General features: G+C 55.6%; 14 protein-coding genes and 1 pseudogene. 2 read left to right on the top strand and 13 right to left on the bottom strand.

Going from position 1 to position 19,415, the window contains the following annotated elements:
• Window positions 1–105: 105 nt before the first annotated feature.
• The 5 genes from glmS to rfbC all read right to left on the bottom strand — a co-directional run bounded on the left by glmS (window position 106) and on the right by rfbC (window position 5,902).
• A complete protein-coding gene (glmS, locus tag AC13HB_RS01010) occupies window positions 106–1,926 on the bottom strand; it encodes a glutamine--fructose-6-phosphate transaminase (isomerizing) (protein ID WP_482947854.1) in 1,821 nt (606 codons plus the stop codon).
• Window positions 1,927–1,971: 45 nt separating this feature from the next.
• The gene (locus tag AC13HB_RS01005) at window positions 1,972–3,210 is read right to left on the bottom strand and encodes a glycosyltransferase (RefSeq protein WP_482947853.1); all 1,239 of its coding nucleotides are present in this window, start codon (window positions 3,208–3,210) and stop codon (window positions 1,972–1,974) included.
• A gap of 156 nt (window positions 3,211–3,366) precedes the next feature.
• The gene (gene rfbD / locus AC13HB_RS01000; protein WP_482947852.1) at window positions 3,367–4,248 is read right to left on the bottom strand and encodes a dTDP-4-dehydrorhamnose reductase; all 882 of its coding nucleotides are present in this window, start codon (window positions 4,246–4,248) and stop codon (window positions 3,367–3,369) included.
• Window positions 4,248–5,312, bottom strand: a complete 1,065-nt coding sequence (gene rfbB / locus AC13HB_RS00995) for a dTDP-glucose 4,6-dehydratase (RefSeq protein WP_482947851.1) — start codon at window positions 5,310–5,312, stop codon at window positions 4,248–4,250. Before rfbB ends, rfbD begins: the two co-directional genes overlap by 1 nt.
• Window positions 5,313–5,338: 26 nt before the next feature.
• A complete protein-coding gene (gene rfbC, locus AC13HB_RS00990) occupies window positions 5,339–5,902 on the bottom strand; it encodes a dTDP-4-dehydrorhamnose 3,5-epimerase (RefSeq protein ID WP_482947850.1) in 564 nt (187 codons plus the stop codon).
• Window positions 5,903–6,042: 140 nt separating this feature from the next.
• Between rfbC and rfbA the strand changes: the two genes are divergently transcribed.
• The gene (gene rfbA / locus AC13HB_RS00985) at window positions 6,043–6,936 is read left to right on the top strand and encodes a glucose-1-phosphate thymidylyltransferase RfbA (protein WP_482947849.1); all 894 of its coding nucleotides are present in this window, start codon (window positions 6,043–6,045) and stop codon (window positions 6,934–6,936) included.
• On the opposite strand, the pseudogene AC13HB_RS00980 reads toward rfbA, so the two are convergent.
• From AC13HB_RS00980 to AC13HB_RS00960, 5 genes and pseudogenes are all read right to left on the bottom strand, one after another.
• Window positions 6,926–7,881 (bottom strand): annotated as a pseudogene (locus AC13HB_RS00980) (integrase core domain-containing protein). The gene rfbA and the pseudogene AC13HB_RS00980 overlap by 11 nt on opposite strands.
• A gap of 182 nt (window positions 7,882–8,063) precedes the next feature.
• Window positions 8,064–8,822, bottom strand: a complete 759-nt coding sequence (locus tag AC13HB_RS00975) for an ABC transporter ATP-binding protein (protein ID WP_482947848.1) — start codon at window positions 8,820–8,822, stop codon at window positions 8,064–8,066.
• Window positions 8,823–8,824: 2 nt separating this feature from the next.
• On the bottom strand, window positions 8,825–9,661 hold the full coding sequence (locus AC13HB_RS00970; RefSeq protein ID WP_482947847.1) for an ABC transporter permease: 837 nt from the start codon (window positions 9,659–9,661) through the stop codon (window positions 8,825–8,827).
• Between the two features lie 96 nt (window positions 9,662–9,757).
• Window positions 9,758–10,720: a phytanoyl-CoA dioxygenase family protein gene (locus AC13HB_RS00965; RefSeq protein ID WP_482947846.1), complete on the bottom strand. Its 963-nt coding sequence runs from the start codon at window positions 10,718–10,720 to the stop codon at window positions 9,758–9,760.
• Window position 10,721: 1 nt separating this feature from the next.
• Window positions 10,722–11,444, bottom strand: coding sequence for a class I SAM-dependent methyltransferase (locus tag AC13HB_RS00960; protein ID WP_482947845.1), 723 nt, complete (start codon window positions 11,442–11,444; stop codon window positions 10,722–10,724).
• A 190-nt stretch (window positions 11,445–11,634) separates the two neighbouring features.
• Here AC13HB_RS00960 and AC13HB_RS00955 point away from each other — a divergent pair, with 190 nt between their 5' ends.
• On the top strand, window positions 11,635–12,762 hold the full coding sequence (locus AC13HB_RS00955; RefSeq protein ID WP_482947844.1) for a polysaccharide pyruvyl transferase family protein: 1,128 nt from the start codon (window positions 11,635–11,637) through the stop codon (window positions 12,760–12,762).
• A 50-nt stretch (window positions 12,763–12,812) separates the two neighbouring features.
• On the opposite strand, the gene AC13HB_RS00950 is transcribed toward AC13HB_RS00955, so the two are convergent.
• The 3 genes from AC13HB_RS00950 to AC13HB_RS00940 all read right to left on the bottom strand — a co-directional run bounded on the left by AC13HB_RS00950 (window position 12,813) and on the right by AC13HB_RS00940 (window position 19,267).
• A protein-coding gene (locus AC13HB_RS00950; RefSeq protein WP_482947843.1) for an IS3 family transposase occupies window positions 12,813–13,963 on the bottom strand; the annotation gives its coding sequence in 2 pieces (ribosomal slippage) (window positions 12,813–13,717 and window positions 13,717–13,963; 1,152 coding nt in all).
• Between the two features lie 409 nt (window positions 13,964–14,372).
• Window positions 14,373–15,260, bottom strand: coding sequence for a class I SAM-dependent methyltransferase (locus tag AC13HB_RS00945; RefSeq protein ID WP_482947842.1), 888 nt, complete (start codon window positions 15,258–15,260; stop codon window positions 14,373–14,375).
• A 98-nt stretch (window positions 15,261–15,358) separates the two neighbouring features.
• Window positions 15,359–19,267: a glycosyltransferase gene (locus tag AC13HB_RS00940; protein WP_482947841.1), complete on the bottom strand. Its 3,909-nt coding sequence runs from the start codon at window positions 19,265–19,267 to the stop codon at window positions 15,359–15,361.
• Between the last annotated feature and the right edge of the window lie 148 nt (window positions 19,268–19,415).

The following is a 19,415-nucleotide window of genomic DNA, read 5'->3' as shown; positions in this document are numbered from 1 at the left end:
CTCTATTCGAGGTCCGGTCTTGACCCGGACCGATGGTCGTCATTGAGCGGCTATAGCGGCATGCTTCAGCGCCACAAAGTCACGAAACATTTCGCTTTTCACGCCTCACTCGACAGTGACGGACTTTGCGAGATTGCGGGGCTGGTCGACATCCGTACCCTTGTGGACCGCGACGTAATAAGCGAGCAACTGGACCGATATCGCGGAGACTATCGGCGCTGCCAGGCCTTCCACTTCGGGCAGAATGAGGAGCGAATTCGCTTCCCCCTCGAGCTCCGCTGCCCCGCTGGCGTCGGTAATGGCGATGACGCGGGCCCCGCGTGCGCGGACTTCCTGGATAGACGAGCGCGTCTTCGCGAACAGAGCATCATGCGGCGCGATGACGACGACGGCGACATCATCCTCGATCAGGGCGATCGGTCCGTGCTTGAGCTCGCCAGCGGCATAACCCTCGGCATGGATATAGCTGATCTCCTTGAGCTTGAGCGCACCTTCCAGGGCCAGCGGAAAAAACTCGTTCCGGCCCAGATAGAGCACGATCGGCGCATGGGCGAGTTCGGAGGCGAGGTGGTCGATCTTCTGCTCGATCGACAGCGCCGCATTCATCAGTCCCGGAATGGACATCAGGCTCGCTACGCGCGCTTCCTGACCCGCCCGGTCGAGGCGGCCGCGTTGGGCGCCTGCAAGCACGGCGAGCGATGCGAGAGCGGAAAGCTGGCAGGTGAAAGCCTTGGTCGAGGCGACGCCGACTTCCGGACCGGCAAGCGTCGGCGCGACGATATCCGCCTCACGGGCCATCGAGGAATGCGGCGAGTTGATCAGCGCGATGGTCTTGAGACCCGCCGCCTTGCACATGCGCATCGCCTCCAGCGTGTCCGCCGTCTCTCCGGATTGCGAGATGAAGAGCGCCGCATCGCCGTCCATGAAGGCCGGATTGCGGTAGCGGAATTCCGAGGCGATATCGACTTCGACCGGAAGGCCTGCCATGGCCTCGAACCAGTATTTAGCCACCTGGCCGGCATAGGAGGCGGTGCCGCATCCGACGATGATCAGACGGGACACCGAGGAGAAATCAATGCCGTCGCGTTCCCGCACCGTACCGGAGACGGCATCGAGATAGGCGCTGAGCGTGCGGCCGACGACTTCAGGCTGCTCGTAGATTTCCTTTTGCATGAAGTGGCGATGATTGCCCTTCTCGGCAAGCGCGATCGAGGTCGGCGCCGCGACCAGGGGCCGGCTCACATCCGCCCCGTCCGCATCGAAGACCTCGATGCCGGACGGGCGCACGATGACGGCGTCGCCCTCTTCCAGATAAGCCAGAGAATGCGCTTCGCCTGCGATCGCCATGATGTCCGAGGCGAGAAAGCCCGCCCCCTCGCCCACCGCAGCGATCAGCGGAGCCCCGCGTCGTGCGCCGAGCACGAGGTCCGGCTGGCCTTCGATAATGGCCGCGAGAGCGAAGGCGCCCTCCAAGCGTGCCAGAACGGCGACGAGTGCGGCTCTGGGATCGGCACCGCCCGCCAGTTCGCGGTCGAGCAGATGGGCGACGACTTCGGTATCGGTCTCGCTGGAGAAGTTGCGTCCGTCGGCAATCAGCTCGTCGCGCAGAGTTTTGAAGTTCTCGATGATTCCGTTGTGGACGAGACTGACACGCCCCGCCTGATGCGGATGCGCGTTCTCTTGATTTGGAACACCGTGCGTCGCCCAACGGGTGTGCGCGATACCGGTGGAACCGGCGAAACCCTCCGGCATCACAGCCTCGAGCGAGGCGACCTTTCCCGGGGCGCGGGCCCGCAGCGTATGACCGCTCGCGTCATGAACCGCGATACCGGCGGAGTCATACCCCCGGTATTCGAGGCGCTTGAGCCCCTCGATAAGAATATGCTGCGCGCCGTCCAATCCAGTTACGCCAACAATGCCGCACATTCGGTCCTCCTAACCTCGCCGCACAATGCCCAAGGATCATCTACCTTACGAACTGGCCCGGAACGGATTTTCCGCGCACGCCCGAAAACGATCGCCAAGTCTATCGACCCAATTTGTGACGCTAAAGTGCCGCGTGGCCGCCGCAGCAATTGCTTCACTCCGATCCGCCCGTTTCGACACAGAGAAGTCGAGGACGGAGCGTAAAAGGCTGGCACCATGTTCCGGGTCCGGTTCTGCCCATCGGCCGTGCCTGGCCGAGTAGATACCCGACGGATCGTTGACCGGCACCAGCTTGAACTCAATTGAATGCACTCCAGGTAGGTCACCGAAATCCATATTTCCGGACCACTTGGTCATGATGACCTCTTTTCCGGCAAGCAGGGATTGCGCCAACATCAGACCGAACCCCTCGCACCGATGCGGTGAGAGATATATGTCTGCGGCTGCGATAAGAGATTGCATACTACCGCTATCGAGAACCTGATCGATCAGCCGAATTCGCGGATCCCCATTGATAATCTCCTCTAAGCGCCTGACCTCGGTCAGGCTGCTTTCGAGGCTACCCTGCTTGAGAACCAGAATCGCGTCGGTACGACCTCGCATGGCGCGACGAAAAATTTCAATCGCGGCAACCGGATTCTTCCGCTCCATAGATGAACGAAAATCGAACGCGTTGAACACGATCAGCTCCCCGTTTGGGGCCAACCTGTCGCGCCAGACTTGCGGGTCTGTAAAAGTCTGTGCCGAAGCAGGGAGCGCATATCCAACGGAGCGAACCTGGCAGGTCACATCCTCACCTCGAATTGCCGCCGCGGTGTAATCGCTAGGGGCCCAAATCTCGTGGAAATAGCCTTTGCTGTAGACCCAGCTGCGCGGCAACCGTTCCAGCTCCCACGCCCAGTAGGCGATGCGCAGTCGTCCTTTCAAATTCTGCGGCCCTAGTGCCTTAAGAGCATAAGCGACTTCTGGAGCATTGAGGTGAACGATGATCGGCCCGCGTCCATCGTCCGGCGCCGGATCAACAGACGGCGACCAATCAACTAACGCCTGTCCCCGTGCCAACAGGTCCGTAAGATCGACCAGGCTCGGCTCCAGACCGGCATCCGCAAGAGTCTGATATAACAGCCGCGCCCCACTGCCGATTCCGGACGCCGCGCGGAACACTCCCACCACAGTTGGCCGACCAGCGCCGTAAACCTCACCGCCACGCAGCCCACTGAGCCTCACGATGTTAATCAGCTGTGCGGCCGAACGAATGGTGGCCTCGAAAAAGGCGGCGATCATACCGATAATCCGTTCTGCCTGAGAAGCCGGGCGGCAGTGCCATACAAAGTCAAAGCTCAAAAATCACACATGCGTGCAGAGTTTGATTCATGTCGCGACACCGCGACAATGTCTCCAAGCACGATAAATATCCGTCAATGACAATCGCTCTGAAAATCAGGCCGCTAATAACTCCTCAAGTACCACGCTAAGGCTTTCCTGCCACGCCGGAGCCCGGCACTCAAAGTGAGATGCGAACAGATCCGACGATAGGCGAGAATTTGCAGGACGTTTCGCCGGCACAGGATAGTCCTTTGAGGGAATCCGTCGTACCCGCGCAACCGGTCCGCCCAAGCGCTTAGATTTCGCGAAAATTTCTTCAGCAAACCCAGCCCAGCTGGTCTCACCGGTTCCGCTGAAATGGTAGATGCCACCTTGCCGCCCGTTGATCGAGAATGACCGTGCCGCCGTCAGGATAGCTGTCGCAATATCGACGGCGCTTGTCGGACAACCGACTTGATCGTCGACCACTGACAACTCCTCGCGCTCTGCACCGACACGTAGCATCGTCTTGACGAAATTATTCGCATGGGCCGAATACACCCAAGACGTTCGCAGGACCAGACTGCTGGAGTGCGCCTCCAGCACACGGCACTCGCCATCTCGCTTCGACCGTCCGTAAACGCCCTGCGGGTTCGTGGAGTCGGATTCGACATAGGGCGTTGACTTCTTACCGTCGAACACATAATCGGTCGAGATGTGGATGAAAGGGAGACGCCGCTCGGCACAGGCAATGGCCATCGCGCCAGGCGCCTGCGCGTTTATGATGTCTGCCAGCTCCGGCTCGCTTTCGGCCCGATCTACCGCCGTATACGCGGCAGCATTTACTACCACAGAACCATTCGGCGCATGCTGAATTGCCGCGCGCACTGCAGCCGGATCGGTTAAATCCACGTCGCGACGGGATAGGGCCGTCGAGCTGACACCAGCTTCAGACGCTTTAGCGATGATGCAACGCGCAACCTGACCGGTCGCGCCGAAAATGAATAACCTCGTCATTATTCAGCCACGTGCGCCCTTTTAAGTCCGATCCGCTCCTGCTTGAACCCACGGCCAAGGATAGCTTGCCACCAGTCCTGATTGTGCAGATACCATCTTACTGTTTGGGCGAGCCCCTCATCAACCGAGACCGACGGCGACCAGCCGAGTTCATCCTTGATCTTTGAAGCGTCGATCGCATAGCGGAAGTCATGGCCCGGTCGATCTGTCACGTAGGTGATCAGCTCAGCGGAAGGCGTATCACGGCCCAGCTCGCGGTCGATGTGCGCGCAAATGCGGCGGACGAGGTCAATGTTACTCACTTCGGCATCGCCGCCTACATTGTAGATTTCGCCAACGCGTCCCTTCTCAAGAATGGTCAGCAAAGCTTCCGCGTGATCGGCGACGTAGAGCCAGTCTCGCACATTGGACCCATCGCCATAGACCGGAATAGGCTCGCCAGCTAGCGCCTTTAAGATAACAACTGGAATGAGTTTTTCCGGGAACTGGTACGGACCGTAATTGTTAGAACAATTGGAGATCACAACCGGCATGCCATAAGTCCGACCCCAGGCTCGGACTAGAAGGTCAGACGACGCCTTGCTTGAAGCATAGGGTGAGTTTGGCTGATATCGGCTCTCTTCGGTAAAGTAACCGGCCTCCCCAAGACTCCCATACACCTCGTCTGTCGATACGTGATGGAATCGGAAGCGCGCTTTTCTCTGGTCATTGAGGTGTTGCCAATGGTCGCGCGCCGCCTGGAGGAGAATGGCTGTTCCCACCACATTCGTCTCGACAAAGGCCAGCGGTCCCTCGATAGAACGGTCCACATGTGATTCCGCAGCCAAATGCATCACCGCATCTGGGTCGTGCTCCGCAAACACTCGCGCGATAGCATCAGCATCACGAATATCCGCCTGCACGAAAGCATAGCGCGGATCGTCCACCACAGAATCGAGATTGGCTGGGTTGGCCGCATAGGTCAAAGCATCGACATTGACGATGCCGTATCCGCGATTGGAAATCGCGTGGCGAACCACCTCCGAGCCGATAAAGCCCGCACCCCCAGTCACTAGAATTTTCATTTCATCCTCTTACACACCGAACCGATTCAAGCGGAATATTCGAACGGAGAGTCAAACTCACTCCAAGAACTCGCTTCCGCGTCTTTGCGAGAAAGTACGCCCGCAGATTCGCTTATACCCCAATCGATTGCGAGCGCCGGATCTGCCCAATACACGCCGCCGTCGCTCGCAGCATCGTAGAAATCCGTCACCTTATAGACAACCTGTGTATGCGGTTCGAGCGTTACAAAGCCATGAAGGAACCCGACAGGAACCCACAACTGACGGCCATTTTTTGCTGAAAGCTCGACCTTCACATGCTGCCCATAAGTCGGACTTCCACGGCGGGCGTCGACCACTACGTCGAGGATTGCGCCCGTCACGACGCGCACAAGCTTACCCTGTCCGTGCGGTGGTCGCTGGAAATGAAGCCCCCGGACAGTTCCAGCCTGCGCGGAGTAGGATTGGTTATCCTGGACGAACGTCGCATCGATTCCGGCTTCAACGAACGCCCTCTGGTTGTAGCTCTCCGAGAAATAGCCACGATCATCTCCAAATCGCCGCGGTGTGACGACGATGACGCCCGGAATGCCCAATTGCTCGATTTGCATCCTCAACTCCATGATTACTGGTCCGGGATACACGAAGCGGATGTTAGGCGAAACCTGCGAAAATAATCATGAGCACCTCCCTCGACTCTCGGCGAGACGTGGTCTAACTGTCCGCCAAATCACACTAAGTGGAGCGTATTATGCGGGGCATCATTCTGGCCGGAGGAAGCGGCACGCGACTCCACCCGATCACATTGTCGGTATCAAAGCAGTTGCTTCCAATTTACGACAAGCCAATGATCTACTACCCGCTTTCGGTCCTCATGATGGCTGGAATTCGGGACATCCTGATCATCACGACCCCTGACGACCAAGCGGCCTTCAAACACCTGCTCGGGGACGGTTCGCAATGGGGTATCCGGTTGGACTATCAAGTCCAACCCAACCCAGACGGATTGGCCCAAGCTTTTATCATCGGTGAGGAATTCATCGGTGACAATTCCGTGTGTCTCGTGCTCGGAGACAACATATTCTACGGCCATGGTCTGAATCAGACTCTGGAGCGCGCAGCGAAGGTCGAAGCGGGCGCGACGGTCTTCGGATATCAAGTTCACGATCCTCACCGCTACGGCGTAGTCGAGTTCGACGCGAACGGCGTTGTCAAATCTTTGGAAGAAAAACCGGCTCAACCGAAGTCGAATTTCGCGGTTACAGGTCTGTATTTCTACGACAAGAATGTCGTCGATATTGCTAAATCTGTGAAGCCGTCGGCACGTGGTGAACTCGAGATTACCAGCGTCAATCAGGTCTATCTCGAACAAGGCGATTTAAAAGTCGAGGTGCTTGGGCGTGGCTATGCTTGGCTCGATACCGGAACACCTGCCTCATTGATCGAGGCCGCAGAGTTTGTTCGGACCTTGGAACAGCGCCAAGGCTTGCTGATATCGTGCCTCGAAGAAATCGCCTACACTAATTGTTGGATCGACTCACAACATTTGCGGGCACGTGGTGAACACCTGAGCAAATCCATATACGGTCAATATATCCTCCGACTTTGTGACCAACTAGAGTCAGGTGCGCTCCTTAAACGCTGACCGCAACTTGGCTCAGGTTGACCCAGCCCCCTGATTCGGGTTGTTCGTTAGGAGAGTCTGTTCGCCTTCTTTCCTGTTTGGGTTCTGGGTTCAAGGCCCGGTGAGCGGAGCCCATGCGTAGCTCAGGCGATCCGGGCCGGCGGTTGCGGGTTTGCTGGGCGTAGATCGCCGGCGCCAGTCCGCCTATCGATGTGTGAGGCCGGTAGGTGTTGTAGTCGACCCGCCAGACCTCGATCAGGCTGCGTGCCTCGCTCAGCGATGTTAACAGGTGCTCGTTGAGGCACTCGTCCCGAAGGCGTCCGTTGAAGCTCTCCACGAACCCGTTCTGCTGGGGCTTGCCCGGCGCGATGTAATGCCACTCGATGCCGCGTGCCCATGGCCCGCTTGCTTCCTCGCCCCCGCCGCACCGCCAGGCCTTCCTCGCGATAGTTACGGTACAGCTTCTTGTGGTTAGCATTCAGCCCCTCCCGGGCCAGAAGGATGCCCAGGCGGCGATAGCCGAAGCCTCGCCGTTCCCCGGCCAGATCACGCAGGCGGTCGCGCAGGCGTTCATCGCCCGGATCGCGCTTGCGATACTGGAAGGTCGACCGGTCCAGCCGGGCCAACCGGCACGCCCGACGTTCGCTCAGCCCGTGCGCCTGCATCAGGTGACACGCGGCCCGCCGCTTCACATCGGGCGTCAGAAGTTTTTTGAGGCCAGGTCCTTCAGCGCCGCATTGTCCAGCATCTGTTCGGCCAGAAGACGTTTCAGCCGGAATTCTCGGCCTCCAGCGTACGCAGCCGCTGGGCGTCCGACACTGTCATGCCGCCGAACTTGGACTTGTACTTGTAAAATGTCGCGTCCGAGATGCCGTACTTGCGGCATAGCTCCTTGGTAGGAACTCCCGCCTCGTGCTCGCGGAGCATCCCGATAATCTGTTCTTCCGAATAACGGCTCTTGCGCATCGTCCATCCTCTTCTCGATGGACTCTACCATCCCGTGGCCGGAATTCAGGGGGCTGGGTCAACGCCCACGACATTTGCCACTAATGATCAATGCGTATTGTCGTCGCGATTTTCCTAATTTTGGGAAATTCGGTCCGACGACCGCGACAGGCAGAGTCTCGAGACGGCGCTGGCGGATATGTTCACGCGTGTCGGGCCGGCAACTCAGCGTCATATTCGCTCAGCAACTCTTCCACTCCTCCCGCAGCGCGGATCGTCCCATTTTCCAGCCAGATAGCCCGATTGCAATTGTCCAGGATCAATTTTCGGCTGTGCGATGCCAAAACGAGAATGCCGGCCTTGCCGACAAAACTGGTCATTCTCTGCGATGCCTTGGCCCGGAAGGCCGCGTCGCCGGCGCTGATCCACTCGTCCAACAGCAGTATCTCAGGCTCAAAGGCCGTTGCAATCGCGAAGTTGAGGCGCATACGCATCCCGGCAGAATAAGTCTCAATTGGCATATCGAGGAACTCGCCGAGTTCGGAGAACTCAGCGATATCGCTCCGGCGACGCTCGATCTCGTGACGAGAATGTCCCGCTGCAAGCCCGCGAAGTGTAATGTTTCGATGGCCGGACGCTTCCATTTGCATACCGAGGTTGATATTTATGAGGTTGGTCGACCGCCCGTCGACAATCACCTGACCGATATCGGGCGGGATAATTCCTGAGAGCACTTGCAGAAGCGTTGTCTTACCGGAACCGTTTCGCCCAATCACCGCAAGGCGATCGCCGCTGTTGAGTTCAAACGAGATGTCCTCGAGCGCTTTGACGCCAAGAATTCTACCGCCAGGCGACATGATAATCCGGTCATCATGGATGACCGCTTCCCCCATTCCTTGGGATTGGGCTCGCGCATAGAGCGGAAAGACGAGTGATACTTTATCGACGGTGATACGGGCCATGCCTACACCCAAAACGGAAGCCGGCGGCGCATGACGGAGGCTGTAGCCACGGCGACAATCCAGCCCGCCCCCGTCCATCCAAGCACGATCAACCAGCTCTCCAATGCAACGCTTTCGCCCAGAATCGGTGCTCGGAATATCTGAAGGAAGTGCGTGAGAGGATTGATACCAGCGATTTTTCGAACAATCCCGGACCGTTCCTCATAAACCCATAGGATCGGCGTCATGAAGAAGAGAATTCTGGTGACCGCTGAGACAAGATGGGCAATGTCCCTCCAGCGCGCCGCGATAAGCCCAAAAAACAATTGTAGCCAAATCGCATTGACAAGAAAAATCAGGAGCGCCGGCACCGCGAGAAATATCCCCCAATGTGGCCTCCAACCGAACCCGATCATAAGGACAAGTGCGGTCAGAAGCTGCACCACAAATGGGAAAAAGGATCTCGCGATACTTTTGTAGATATATATAGAGTAGGGTAAAGACGAACTTTTGATCCAGGTAGACGACCCGCGAAAAACTTCACACCCGTCGGTGATGTTCCCGATCAAAAACCCAAAAGCAGCGTAGCCGACGGCGACATACGGGGTGAAACTGTTCGATCCCATCGCTGTAAAGCCGCCAAAAAACAGCGCAATCGACAACACAAAAATTACGTAGGAGATGACTATCCAAGCCAGCCCCAGGATGCTACGCCGATAGCGTTGCTGGATTTCATCCCAGGCGAAAGCACGCCAGATCGGGCCCCGGCGCCACCCATCCAATAGATCGCCAATAACGGCCACGGGGCCGCTATTGGCTCGCGCCGAATAGATCTCAAGTTTGTTATTCGCTGTCGTCATCGATGGCTGGGATTTCATCCGGTCAATGCGTTTCGGTCGGTGAGGATCACAATAATTCTGCATTTCAATATTAAAAGGCTACGCGGCGTCCGAAACTCATCGCCAGCTGGGCAATGCCCGCGAATCTCTGACCCAAGGGTGATCGAAAACATACCCGCCATTGCGTTCCGTCAAGCGTCCCTTCGAAAAAGCCTCAGGATACATATGCGCCTCAGGGTAAGCACCGAGGGACGTGTAGTGCGTGACATAGGATTTTCGCGTCAAAATCGGATTTCTTGTCACTGTACCTTCATGAACCAACCAGCCATGCCAAATCAAAACATCGCCCTTTTTCGGTAAGAATACCTGTTGCGACAAGCCAGTGCGGCTGAGCTCTCCATGAAGATAGGGGGCTAAATCGGCCGCGCTCTTCGAGCTATCTGGCTCCAACACGACGCTCCCCTTGCCCCAGTCGAAAGGGGGGACCAATTCCGGCTTGTGAGATCCCGGGTAGTAGGCGAGCGGCCCTGCGTCGGGATGTATGTCCTCCAATGGTATCCAGCTAGCGGCTAGGTGTGACAGTTTAGTTTGCGTTCTGACGTAAGGATAATCGGTATGAGCGGGTTGATTGCTACCCCGCCATAACGTCAGCGACTGCAAAACTGCCGGAGCGTCTTGAAACACATGCTCTAGGAAGGAGCAAACAAACTGGTTGAGACTCAGCTCCCGGGCTGCCAGCGAAATGTTTTCTAGGCAGTTGAATTTCACCCCTGTATCCGAGAGGGGATCGAAATCAATGTCAGCCAACCGATGCTGTGAACCACGCAATTCAACTTCAACATCGAATTCCGCGCGTCGCTCGCAAAGACGTTCGATATCCAGGAGCAATCGATCAATCTCCGCAGGACAGACGACGCCCTCAAACCTGACAATACCCGTCTCCCGCCACATCTCGATCTTTTCGCGAAGGTCATAGTCCTCAGGTTGTGCAACTTGCGTCAAATAAGCGGAGAGATCGAACTCCGGCCGGTCGAAAAGCATCGCCGTATCGAGCAGATGGTCGAGGTCGAGTGTGGACATGTCAGTGCTTCATACTAACGATAACTTCAATAAATTCAGCTCGTATTCCGGAATTAACATCATCGATCTGGATCACGAGTGATGGCATGCCTGCTTCGCTCATGATGCGTGCTGCAATATCATAACCCCAGTCCATCGTGACGAGCGAGCCCCCTGGATCAACCGGATTACCGTGGTATTCGGGTTTCTTGTAATGACGGATAGTCCGATCCGGTAATAAATCCGCACGTCGTTCGCTGGGTCGGGCCCTGTTCACCAGTGGCGCCGTAAAAATATGAGCACCTCCCGGCTTCAGCACACGGGCGATTTCTCGGAAGGCCGCTGCAGGGTCGAAGATGTGCTCCATTACGTCCTGCGTAATGAATAGGTCGAATGAATTGTCGGGAAATGTAAGATTTTCAATATTTTCGCATCGCTCTCCACGCTCGCTGTGAAGCTGTCCCGGCTCAACATCCTCGAAGTAGTGGGAGTAGGAGTAGGCTGCACATTCCCGAACCAACTTGAGAGAGACACCTCGCCCTCCAGGCGAGGATTCGTGTACAGCCAGGTCACTATAGTTCGGGTAGAAATCACGGATAACCCGCATCAACGCGCGCTCCCGCGGAATTGAGCCACATTCGGAGCACAGAAGATGATCCCGAAACCACGAATAGCGTGACGAAAACGTCGCAGGCGCCTCGCAAATCGGGCACTGGCCGTCATGGGAAAAAATGGCTTTGGTCACAGCAGGTCCTCTCCCAACGCGTTATACGAATCTTGCCTGCCCATATGCAAACCCCCTCCCCACATGCAGTGCGTGTAGCCAATCTGGGTTTTCCCGCCATACCCGCGCTGCTATTGAGTTTAGCCGGGGACCGCCCGGACACGATTTGCAACCCTCTTTTTTCGAATACTCAAGTTAGTTAGTTTAAACGATGCCCCGATACGGAATTGTATCCCTCCTCCCTCGTCCCGCACCTACGCAGTTTCCGCGTTTCTCGTCATTCTACGACGCGATCGGTCGCAACACCGGAAACCTTCTGTTCACAAATGCGGCCTGGCGTCAGGTTGGCGGTGACAAGGAGCGTCTGAACTTCGTTTTCGATCCGGACCGCGCGAATGCCGAGTTTGATGCGGTGGTCATTCCCGCTGCGAACTGGGTGAACCCCGGGGTGGATTTCGGTCACGTAGCGGATGGAATCGAAAAGCTAAAGATCCCGGTCGTTGTCATCGGTCTCGGTGCCCAAAATGCCGGTTATGATGTCGACATCCCCCTTCATGAGGGTATGAAGCGTTTCTTGCGCGCTGTTTTTGACCGAGCGGCAAGCGTGTCAGTACGCGGCGAATTCACGAAAGACGTGCTCGCCCGCCTAGGCTACCGCAATACCCAGGTAACGGGCTGCCCGTCCTTGTATTGCGACTTTCGCTCTTTCAGGGAGCCGAAGCTCGAGGCTTTCGATCTCAAGCGCAGCCTTATCCACGCGACGCGATACTCTGCGAGCCATGCTCCGTATGCGCGCGAGGAAACTCCCAATCGGGCGCTGTTCCGCTTCGCATATGCTGAAGGTATCGACCTTCTATATCAGTCCGAACTCGAAGAACTAGCATTGCTCTTCGGTTTCGATGAGCATGACATCTTCAACGACCGAACACTGATGCTCATTCAAGAGGTCTACGGCGCAACAGATTGGGCGAGCCTCGCCACCTACATACGAGAAGCGGGCCGCACCTATGTCGACGTCGACGAGTGGTCAGCGGCTATGACATCTTATCAATTCGTCTACGGGACGCGCCTACACGGTACTATCATGGCGCTCAATTCTGGCGTTCCGGCCGTCCTGCTGCATCACGATAGCCGCACGAGGGAGATGGCCGAATTCGCCGCGATCCCGCATATTGACGCAAACCGTGCGGACATCTCGCCGCGGGGTATCCGTCGTGCCTACGAGAAGCTCAACCTCGGCAAGTACTACCGGCGCCGGGAAGAGAACCGGGCGGCTTATGAGGATTTTCTACGTGAGAATAGCGTAGTGACCAGCGACCCAAGAACCATCATCAAGTGAGCAACCTCGGCCGGCGATTGCGACTGACCTGAGCCCCACGGGTCCCTCGTTTATTTCGAGAGTCTGATCCTTTCATAGTCCATGGTTTGAGGTCTGGCGAGCGTGCCGGGAGCGGAGCCCCCGCGTAGCTCGAGCGACCGGCACGCTGAGGGCGTCAGCCCGCCCAAGGATGAGTGGGGCCGGTGGTGGTTATAGTCATGCCGCCAGCGCGCCAGCACCTTGCGGGCATGAGCGAGGCTGTCTAACACCTCCTCGTTGAGGCATTCATCGCGCAGCTTTCCATTGAACGACTCCACGAAGCCGTTCTGCTGCGGCTTGCCCGGCGCGATGTAGTGCCAGGCGATGCCGACCTGGTTCTGCCATTCCAGGATCGCCCGGCTGGTCAGCTCCGTGCCGTTGTCGGACACGATGGTCTCCGGCTTGCCATAGAGCCGGATGCAGCGGTCCAACTCACGGGTCACACGTGCGCCCGACAGCGATGTATCTGCCACCAGGGCCAGGCATTCGCGCGTATAGTCGTCGATCACATTGAGCATGCGGAAGCGCCGCGCCGGACCGAACACGTCCGCTACGAAGTCCAGGCTCCAGCGCTTGGTCGGCCCATCCGGCACAGGCATCGGTTCGCGCGTGCCTGTGGCCCGCTTGCGGCCGCGTCTGCGCTTCACCGCCAAGCCTTCTTCCTTGTAAAGCCGCCGCAGCTTCTTCTGGTTCATGGTGATGCCCTCCCGCGCCAGCATCAGCCCGATCCGCCGGTAGCCGAAGCGGCGGCGCACCGCCGCGATCTCACGCATGCGAGCCCGGATATCCGGATTGTCAGGCACGGCTTCACGCCGCACCGTCTTCGGATCGACGCTGACCAGACGGCAGGCCCGGCGCTGGGAGATCTCGTAGGTCTCGATCACTTGTCGCGCCGCGTCCCGCTTCATCCGGGGCGTCGTCAGGGCTTTCCCAAGAGGTCTTTCAGGATCGAGTTGTCCAGCAGGCTGTCGGCCAGCAGCTTCTTGAGCCGGGCGTTCTCTTTCTCCAGCACTTTCAGCCGACGGGCATCGGACACGTCCATCCCTCCGAACTTGGCCTTCCACTTGTAAAACGTCGCCGAGCTGACCCCGTGACGCCGGCACACCTCCGCCGTCGCCATACCGCGTTCCTGTTCGGCCAGGATCGCTATGATCTGTTCCTCGGAAAACTTGCTCTTGCGCATCGTCTGTCTCCGTATCGACAGACTCTCAATTCAAATGCGGGACCAAATGGGGCTCAGGTCAAAACCGACCGCTCTTCCGAAAGCGGAAACGAAGACCTCGCCCGATACTTGGATTTCTACAACACCGCCCGGCCGCGCTATGCTCTCTCAAGACAGCCGCCAGCCAAAAGGCTCAGCCAGCGGAACAACGTCTTGAGAAACGACATCTAGATCGGCTGGCGTGGCAGCGGCCGTTGCAGACACAAACTTGTCGGCATCGGTCATCCGCCTCCATTATTCGACGTGGCCATCCGTTGGTGCCGATGGAGTGGCGAACGGCTGTTGAGGCCACAATGGAGTCCTACCACCTGCTCGCTGAAAAACCGGGTCTATCGAGCTACGCATAAGTCGACGTCCGCTTTCCCCAAATTTATCGCCCGAGAACCGCAGAAAATGACATGCCTCCAAATGGAGTATTGTAATATTCGTGAACTTTCAAAGAGATCAAATCAAGCTCATTTAATGCGTTCACAAGCTCTACAAATGACTCGTCCGTAAAAATCCATTTGTGGTACCCACTTATTTGAACGTCGTTGCTTGCGATATCCTCGAATCTTCCGATACTGCTCAGCGCGCGCAGCTTTTCAAAGCTCGGCTCTCCATGATCGCCCGCCCAATGGCGCGCAGGATCATTATGAGCGCGCCGAAGCTCTTCAAGCAATACGGACCGCAACGCGTTTGGAGACGCGCGTCTTCCGTCGAAATGATTAGCGATGACATCCTCAACGACAGATATTGGCTTAAAATAGTCAAACGTAAAATTCTTGTTCGGAGCCACCACTACATAAACACCTCCTGGCTCCAGTATATTTTCCACATCGGTCAGGTGGTTCACGAGATCGAGCACATGTTCGATGGCATGCGACGAAAACACGACGTCAAACTTGTCGGAGATAATACCAAGGTTACCGGATCCATCGACATAATGGATCTTTTCCGGAACACCATTGCCCCCCGGCTCACTATGATATCGATCATCCAGTTCTTCTTTTGATTTCACGTCAAAATAATATACATTTTCGCCTTTCAATTTTGGAGAACATCCGGGACCGATCTCAAGCATCTTCCCCGGGTTAAGGTTTCGGATAAAATTAAGCAAATACCCAAGATCACAAGCGGGGGATCCCTTTAGCCCACTCCTCCTACCAACCGCAAGAAAATGGTCTCGCGCGTCATCATCAGATCTGAGATATGGCTTATCATTTCTATAGAAATCGCAATCAAAACTCGCCGGTGCCTTTATGTCGGTTACAAGCATTTCGTGCCAATCCTTACATTGCTATATGCCACCGTTATGGTCGACGGATGAACCAACGTCGACACGCCTTGCGTGATGCGCTTCGCACCTCGGCATGCTCAAGAACCCTCGATTCTGAATCCTTCGTTCTCAAAAACTATACCAAATAGACGCTCGAAAACATGGGCCTTATTTTTGTAATCCTTCGTCCCCATATTCGGCGACATGAAATCGTCTGGCCGCATATTTAGGCCCTTCAATCGCTCGAACGGGTAAGCCCGAGCAAAGAACATTGAACCGCCAACGTAATGTTTACCCTTGGATACGCCGCATTTCTCACGCCATTCGGGGAGTGAATAGGTCTTCTCCTCGTTGTTCTCGCGCGTCGAGAATATGAACTTTTCGGCGCCGATGCAGCCAAGGGTACTATCGTCGAGTAAGCGATTAAGGTTCTTGCGGAAAATATCCTTGGAGCCGACGATTGCGTTCAACAGCTCATCCCTCCACTGGTATCCAGGCACCTTGATGCCGTAAACTTCGTCCTGGCCTGGACGACGCGCGTTCTTCGTGTGGAACTTCAGCACAAACTCGTAGTTCGCAAGCCGGACCTCCTTGAGGACATGGAGGAAAGGATAGACATCGTACCCGGCGTTCGGGAGGATTATAAAGCGTGCGCCGCCGGATACTTCACGGACACGCCCTTCTACAACCTCGTCCTTCTCGACCATTGTCACAAACAGATCAAAGTCGCAGTCAACGATCGAACCCAGCGCATCGAGCATCGCCTCGATCTGATCCACGTAGTACAAATGCATGTGAACGAGCACTCGTGGTTTCACCCGCGACCACTCCCAATCCGGCTCGTTCGATAGATAGGGCGTAACCTCACTACCCTTCTTCAGGACATCGTTCCGAATTTCTTCAATAAAAGGCGACCTGTACGTATAGTCCCAGAACCTATCAGCGAGCTTCCAGCCGAGGTGGTTCTGGGGCTTTGCCTTGCCCGCATAGTGGATGATCTTGGGCTCGACCCGACCGTGTGCGTAGTCGAAAAACACATCGTCAGGCACCGATCCCCTCAAATAGGAATATTGCTGCATATACCAAACATGATTCCAAGCAGTGGAGAAGAACGCCACGTCTCCATAAAATATACGATTAAAAATACATTGATCGAAGAATATTGGCTTTTCTACTTCCTTCAACGCATCAATCGTGAGTTGGCGCATATCTCTCTGGTATAGTTTGTTCATATCAAGAACAAGTACACCAGCTTGAAAGTACTCATTGGGGTCCATTACACCGAGTTCATTGACGAGATACTCGTCAAAGCGCTTTCCTTTGATATCTTTTTTGCAGAATGCGGCATTTACATTAGCGACGTTAACACTCGCGCCGACGGAACGCCCCCCCAGCTCAACGTCATGCAGCTCCTGCACATTGCCTACAACCAGTATATCGGAGTCCAAATAGGCACATCGGTCATACCCCGACAAAATCTCGGTAATGAAGCACTTGTTATAGGTCTCGACCGGCACATACCCTTCCACATGGAATATGCCCGCCGGGAGTGACTCGATGAGCGCTGTTGTATCGTAAATTCGAATAGACACATTCGACCGGCCGTTCGCTAATTCACATAGCTTCGCCAGCGGACCATTAAGCCCTCGAGCCAGAATAACGATGTCGTAGTTGTAGCTCTGGTCCGCATTTTCGAGCAGTGAGAAGATCGCTACACCTAGATATGGAATAAACTGCTCATTTGTAGAGAATACGACGGCGATATTTTTTTCGGCAAAAGCTGGCGTCAGCGCCTGCAGCCTAACGCGGTTTAGCGGTCGATCCGGCAAATGCTTTACGACCGCGAAATCTCTGTAGTTCACTCGACAATTGGCAAACGTGCGGTCACGCAACGACAAGCCGTGCTTCCAAAACACATATGCTAGCGACGCTTGGTCGCGTGATGAGTAATTTCCGTAGATCTCCCACCAATCATCCATAATTTGGATAATTTCAGGCTCATTGTGCTTGCGGTAAATTAGATTATTTTCGCAAAGGCCAAATTTCTCTGGAAAATTTTCTTTCTCAAGAAACTTTCTCTGCTCGACCAAAAAAGCCTTATCTTCCTGCGAAATTCGCGAACTATGAAGGAGCGCAATTATTTCTTGATATATGCAATCTCGCACGAAATGTTTCGGGATTAAAATATTGCTATTCCTAATTGATATTTGTTTGAAAATATAATCACTCAGTACGTTTATGTTTCCATCAATATATATACTTTCCCGATATTCCGGAAAAAGAATGTGAGGATGCATCTTATACCAGCGATTTGTTCGCGTGGCATTCGATAGCACGTTCGACATTGGCGAAATGCTCCAAACGCCAACGCGCCCCTTTGCGAGAAGATCCTGATCGTCAGTGAAGCACACGTACTCCCAGTCATCAGATATGTAATAAGGCTGTATAAGCTCGTCATATCCCTTGACTATACAGGTGTACATCACACTCTTTTTCGACTTACGCCTTCTACGCGCGCGATACTCAGCAATTCGTTTATCGGAGGGCTTCCAAATATTTTCGTCAAATTGATATCCGTCAAATCTTACCACGTTGAGGAAATATTCGATTTTGCTGCATCCAACCTGTTTTTGATCGATCTGAACAGGCAACCGATTAGAAGGCTCGTGCCCGCGCTTCCATCCTTCCTGAAGGTAGTAATCGAGTGGAAAAAGAAGCTCGCCGTTAACCTTACCCTTTTTATATTCACGATAACTCTCATAATAATTGGCTAGGTACCAATTCTCGTCCCACAGACCTGAGCTCAAAACCTCTTGGCGCAGTGTCGCGTACTGTGAAGTCTGGCTTTTCAGGGCGCTCCCATCTTTCGCGGAGGCCGCAGTGCTGGCAGAGCCTTCGTTACCAGGGGCCGAATTGTTTCGGTCGCCCCTCTCAAGGTGAGACATCCTGAGGGACCGTTCAGGCGGCCGAGCGCCCTTGTGTACAAACTCTCGGAGAGTTTCCAGATCGCACCGCGCGTCGAACCGTGCCGACGGCCTTCGCCGCTCTCGCCATCCTTGCGTAGAGAAATGCGTCAGCGGATCGATGCCTGCGCTAGCGACGTCGGGATTTTCAGTGAGATACCATGCGATTTCGAATAGCGGGTTCGGATCACGTCTCTCACGCCACCCCTGCGTCGCATAGTGCACAAGCGGATTCACTCCGGCGGCCGCGACGTCCGGGTTTTGCTTCAGATACCATGCCGTTCCGAATAGCGGGTTCGGATCACGTCCCTCTCGCCACCCCTGCGTTGCGTAGTGCACAAGCGGGTTCACCCCAGCTGCCGCGACATCCGGATTCTGCTCGATATACCAGAAAGCATCAAAAAGCGGGTGCGGCTGACGTTTTTCGACACCTCCCTGCATGAGATAGTGCGCGAGCGGGTTGCCCCCCGCCTCAGCAACATCCGGGTTTCTTTCGAGATACCATCTGCTGTCGAAAAGGGGATGCGGTGCGATCCCCGCCGCTGCTCCCGTTTCAATGTAATGCGCGAGAGGGTTAACCTCTCCAGAGAGATGCGCTCTCGCTCTGTACCATTCAGGATCAAACAGCGGGTTTGGCCAGCGGCGCTCCAACGACCCTGTCGTTAGATAATGCACCAATGGATTCACTCTACTCCCAGCCACATCGGGGTTCCGCGCCAAATACCAATCCACAAAAAACAGCGGATGGGGATTGCGATTTTCTCTAGCGCCGGCCCCAATAAAATGCAGGAGCGGATTAAGCCCCGCCTGCGCGACATCGACATTGGCACGAAGGTAAGCATCATTGTCGAACAAGGGCGACGGATCGCGCCCCTCGGCCCATCCGGTGTTCAAATAGTGCGTAAGCGGATCTTTACCAGACGCGGCGATGTCGGGATTTCGGCGAAGATAAAAATCGACATCGAATACGGCCTCGACCTCCGGGACCACCCGTTTTACCTTGCATCCCGAGAAGCGCCTAATCACAGCGGCAATAGAATTCATAACGCCTCACTCACTGCACGCAATGCCCCTTATAGATAGGTGGAGCGGTCTGCACGCCCGCGCTGCTTCAGTCAACACCCGTGCGGGAGGACGCTGCTATAAGCTTCAGCCACTACCGTTCCGTGACATATAATTATGGAGCCGACGC

Source organism: Maricaulis sp. B-26, assembly GCF_056857855.1.
This window is presented reverse-complemented; position numbering and strand designations above follow the sequence as displayed.

Bases quoted from the DNA above. Each gene is read 5' to 3' on its own strand.
- glmS (WP_482947854.1), bottom strand. From the start codon at position 1,926: ATGTGCGGCATTGTTGGCGTAACTGGATTGGACGGCGCGCAGCATATT.
- AC13HB_RS01005 (WP_482947853.1), bottom strand. From the start codon at position 3,210: ATGATCGCCGCCTTTTTCGAGGCCACCATTCGTTCGGCCGCACAGCTG.
- rfbD (WP_482947852.1), bottom strand. From the start codon at position 4,248: ATGACGAGGTTATTCATTTTCGGCGCGACCGGTCAGGTTGCGCGTTGC.
- rfbB (WP_482947851.1), bottom strand. From the start codon at position 5,312: ATGAAAATTCTAGTGACTGGGGGTGCGGGCTTTATCGGCTCGGAGGTG.
- rfbC (WP_482947850.1), bottom strand. From the start codon at position 5,902: ATGCAAATCGAGCAATTGGGCATTCCGGGCGTCATCGTCGTCACACCG.
- rfbA (WP_482947849.1), top strand. From the start codon at position 6,043: ATGCGGGGCATCATTCTGGCCGGAGGAAGCGGCACGCGACTCCACCCG.
- AC13HB_RS00975 (WP_482947848.1), bottom strand. From the start codon at position 8,822: ATGGCCCGTATCACCGTCGATAAAGTATCACTCGTCTTTCCGCTCTAT.
- AC13HB_RS00970 (WP_482947847.1), bottom strand. From the start codon at position 9,661: ATGACGACAGCGAATAACAAACTTGAGATCTATTCGGCGCGAGCCAAT.
- AC13HB_RS00965 (WP_482947846.1), bottom strand. From the start codon at position 10,720: ATGTCCACACTCGACCTCGACCATCTGCTCGATACGGCGATGCTTTTC.
- AC13HB_RS00955 (WP_482947844.1), top strand. From the start codon at position 11,635: ATGCCCCGATACGGAATTGTATCCCTCCTCCCTCGTCCCGCACCTACG.
- AC13HB_RS00945 (WP_482947842.1), bottom strand. From the start codon at position 15,260: ATGCTTGTAACCGACATAAAGGCACCGGCGAGTTTTGATTGCGATTTC.
- AC13HB_RS00940 (WP_482947841.1), bottom strand. From the start codon at position 19,267: ATGAATTCTATTGCCGCTGTGATTAGGCGCTTCTCGGGATGCAAGGTA.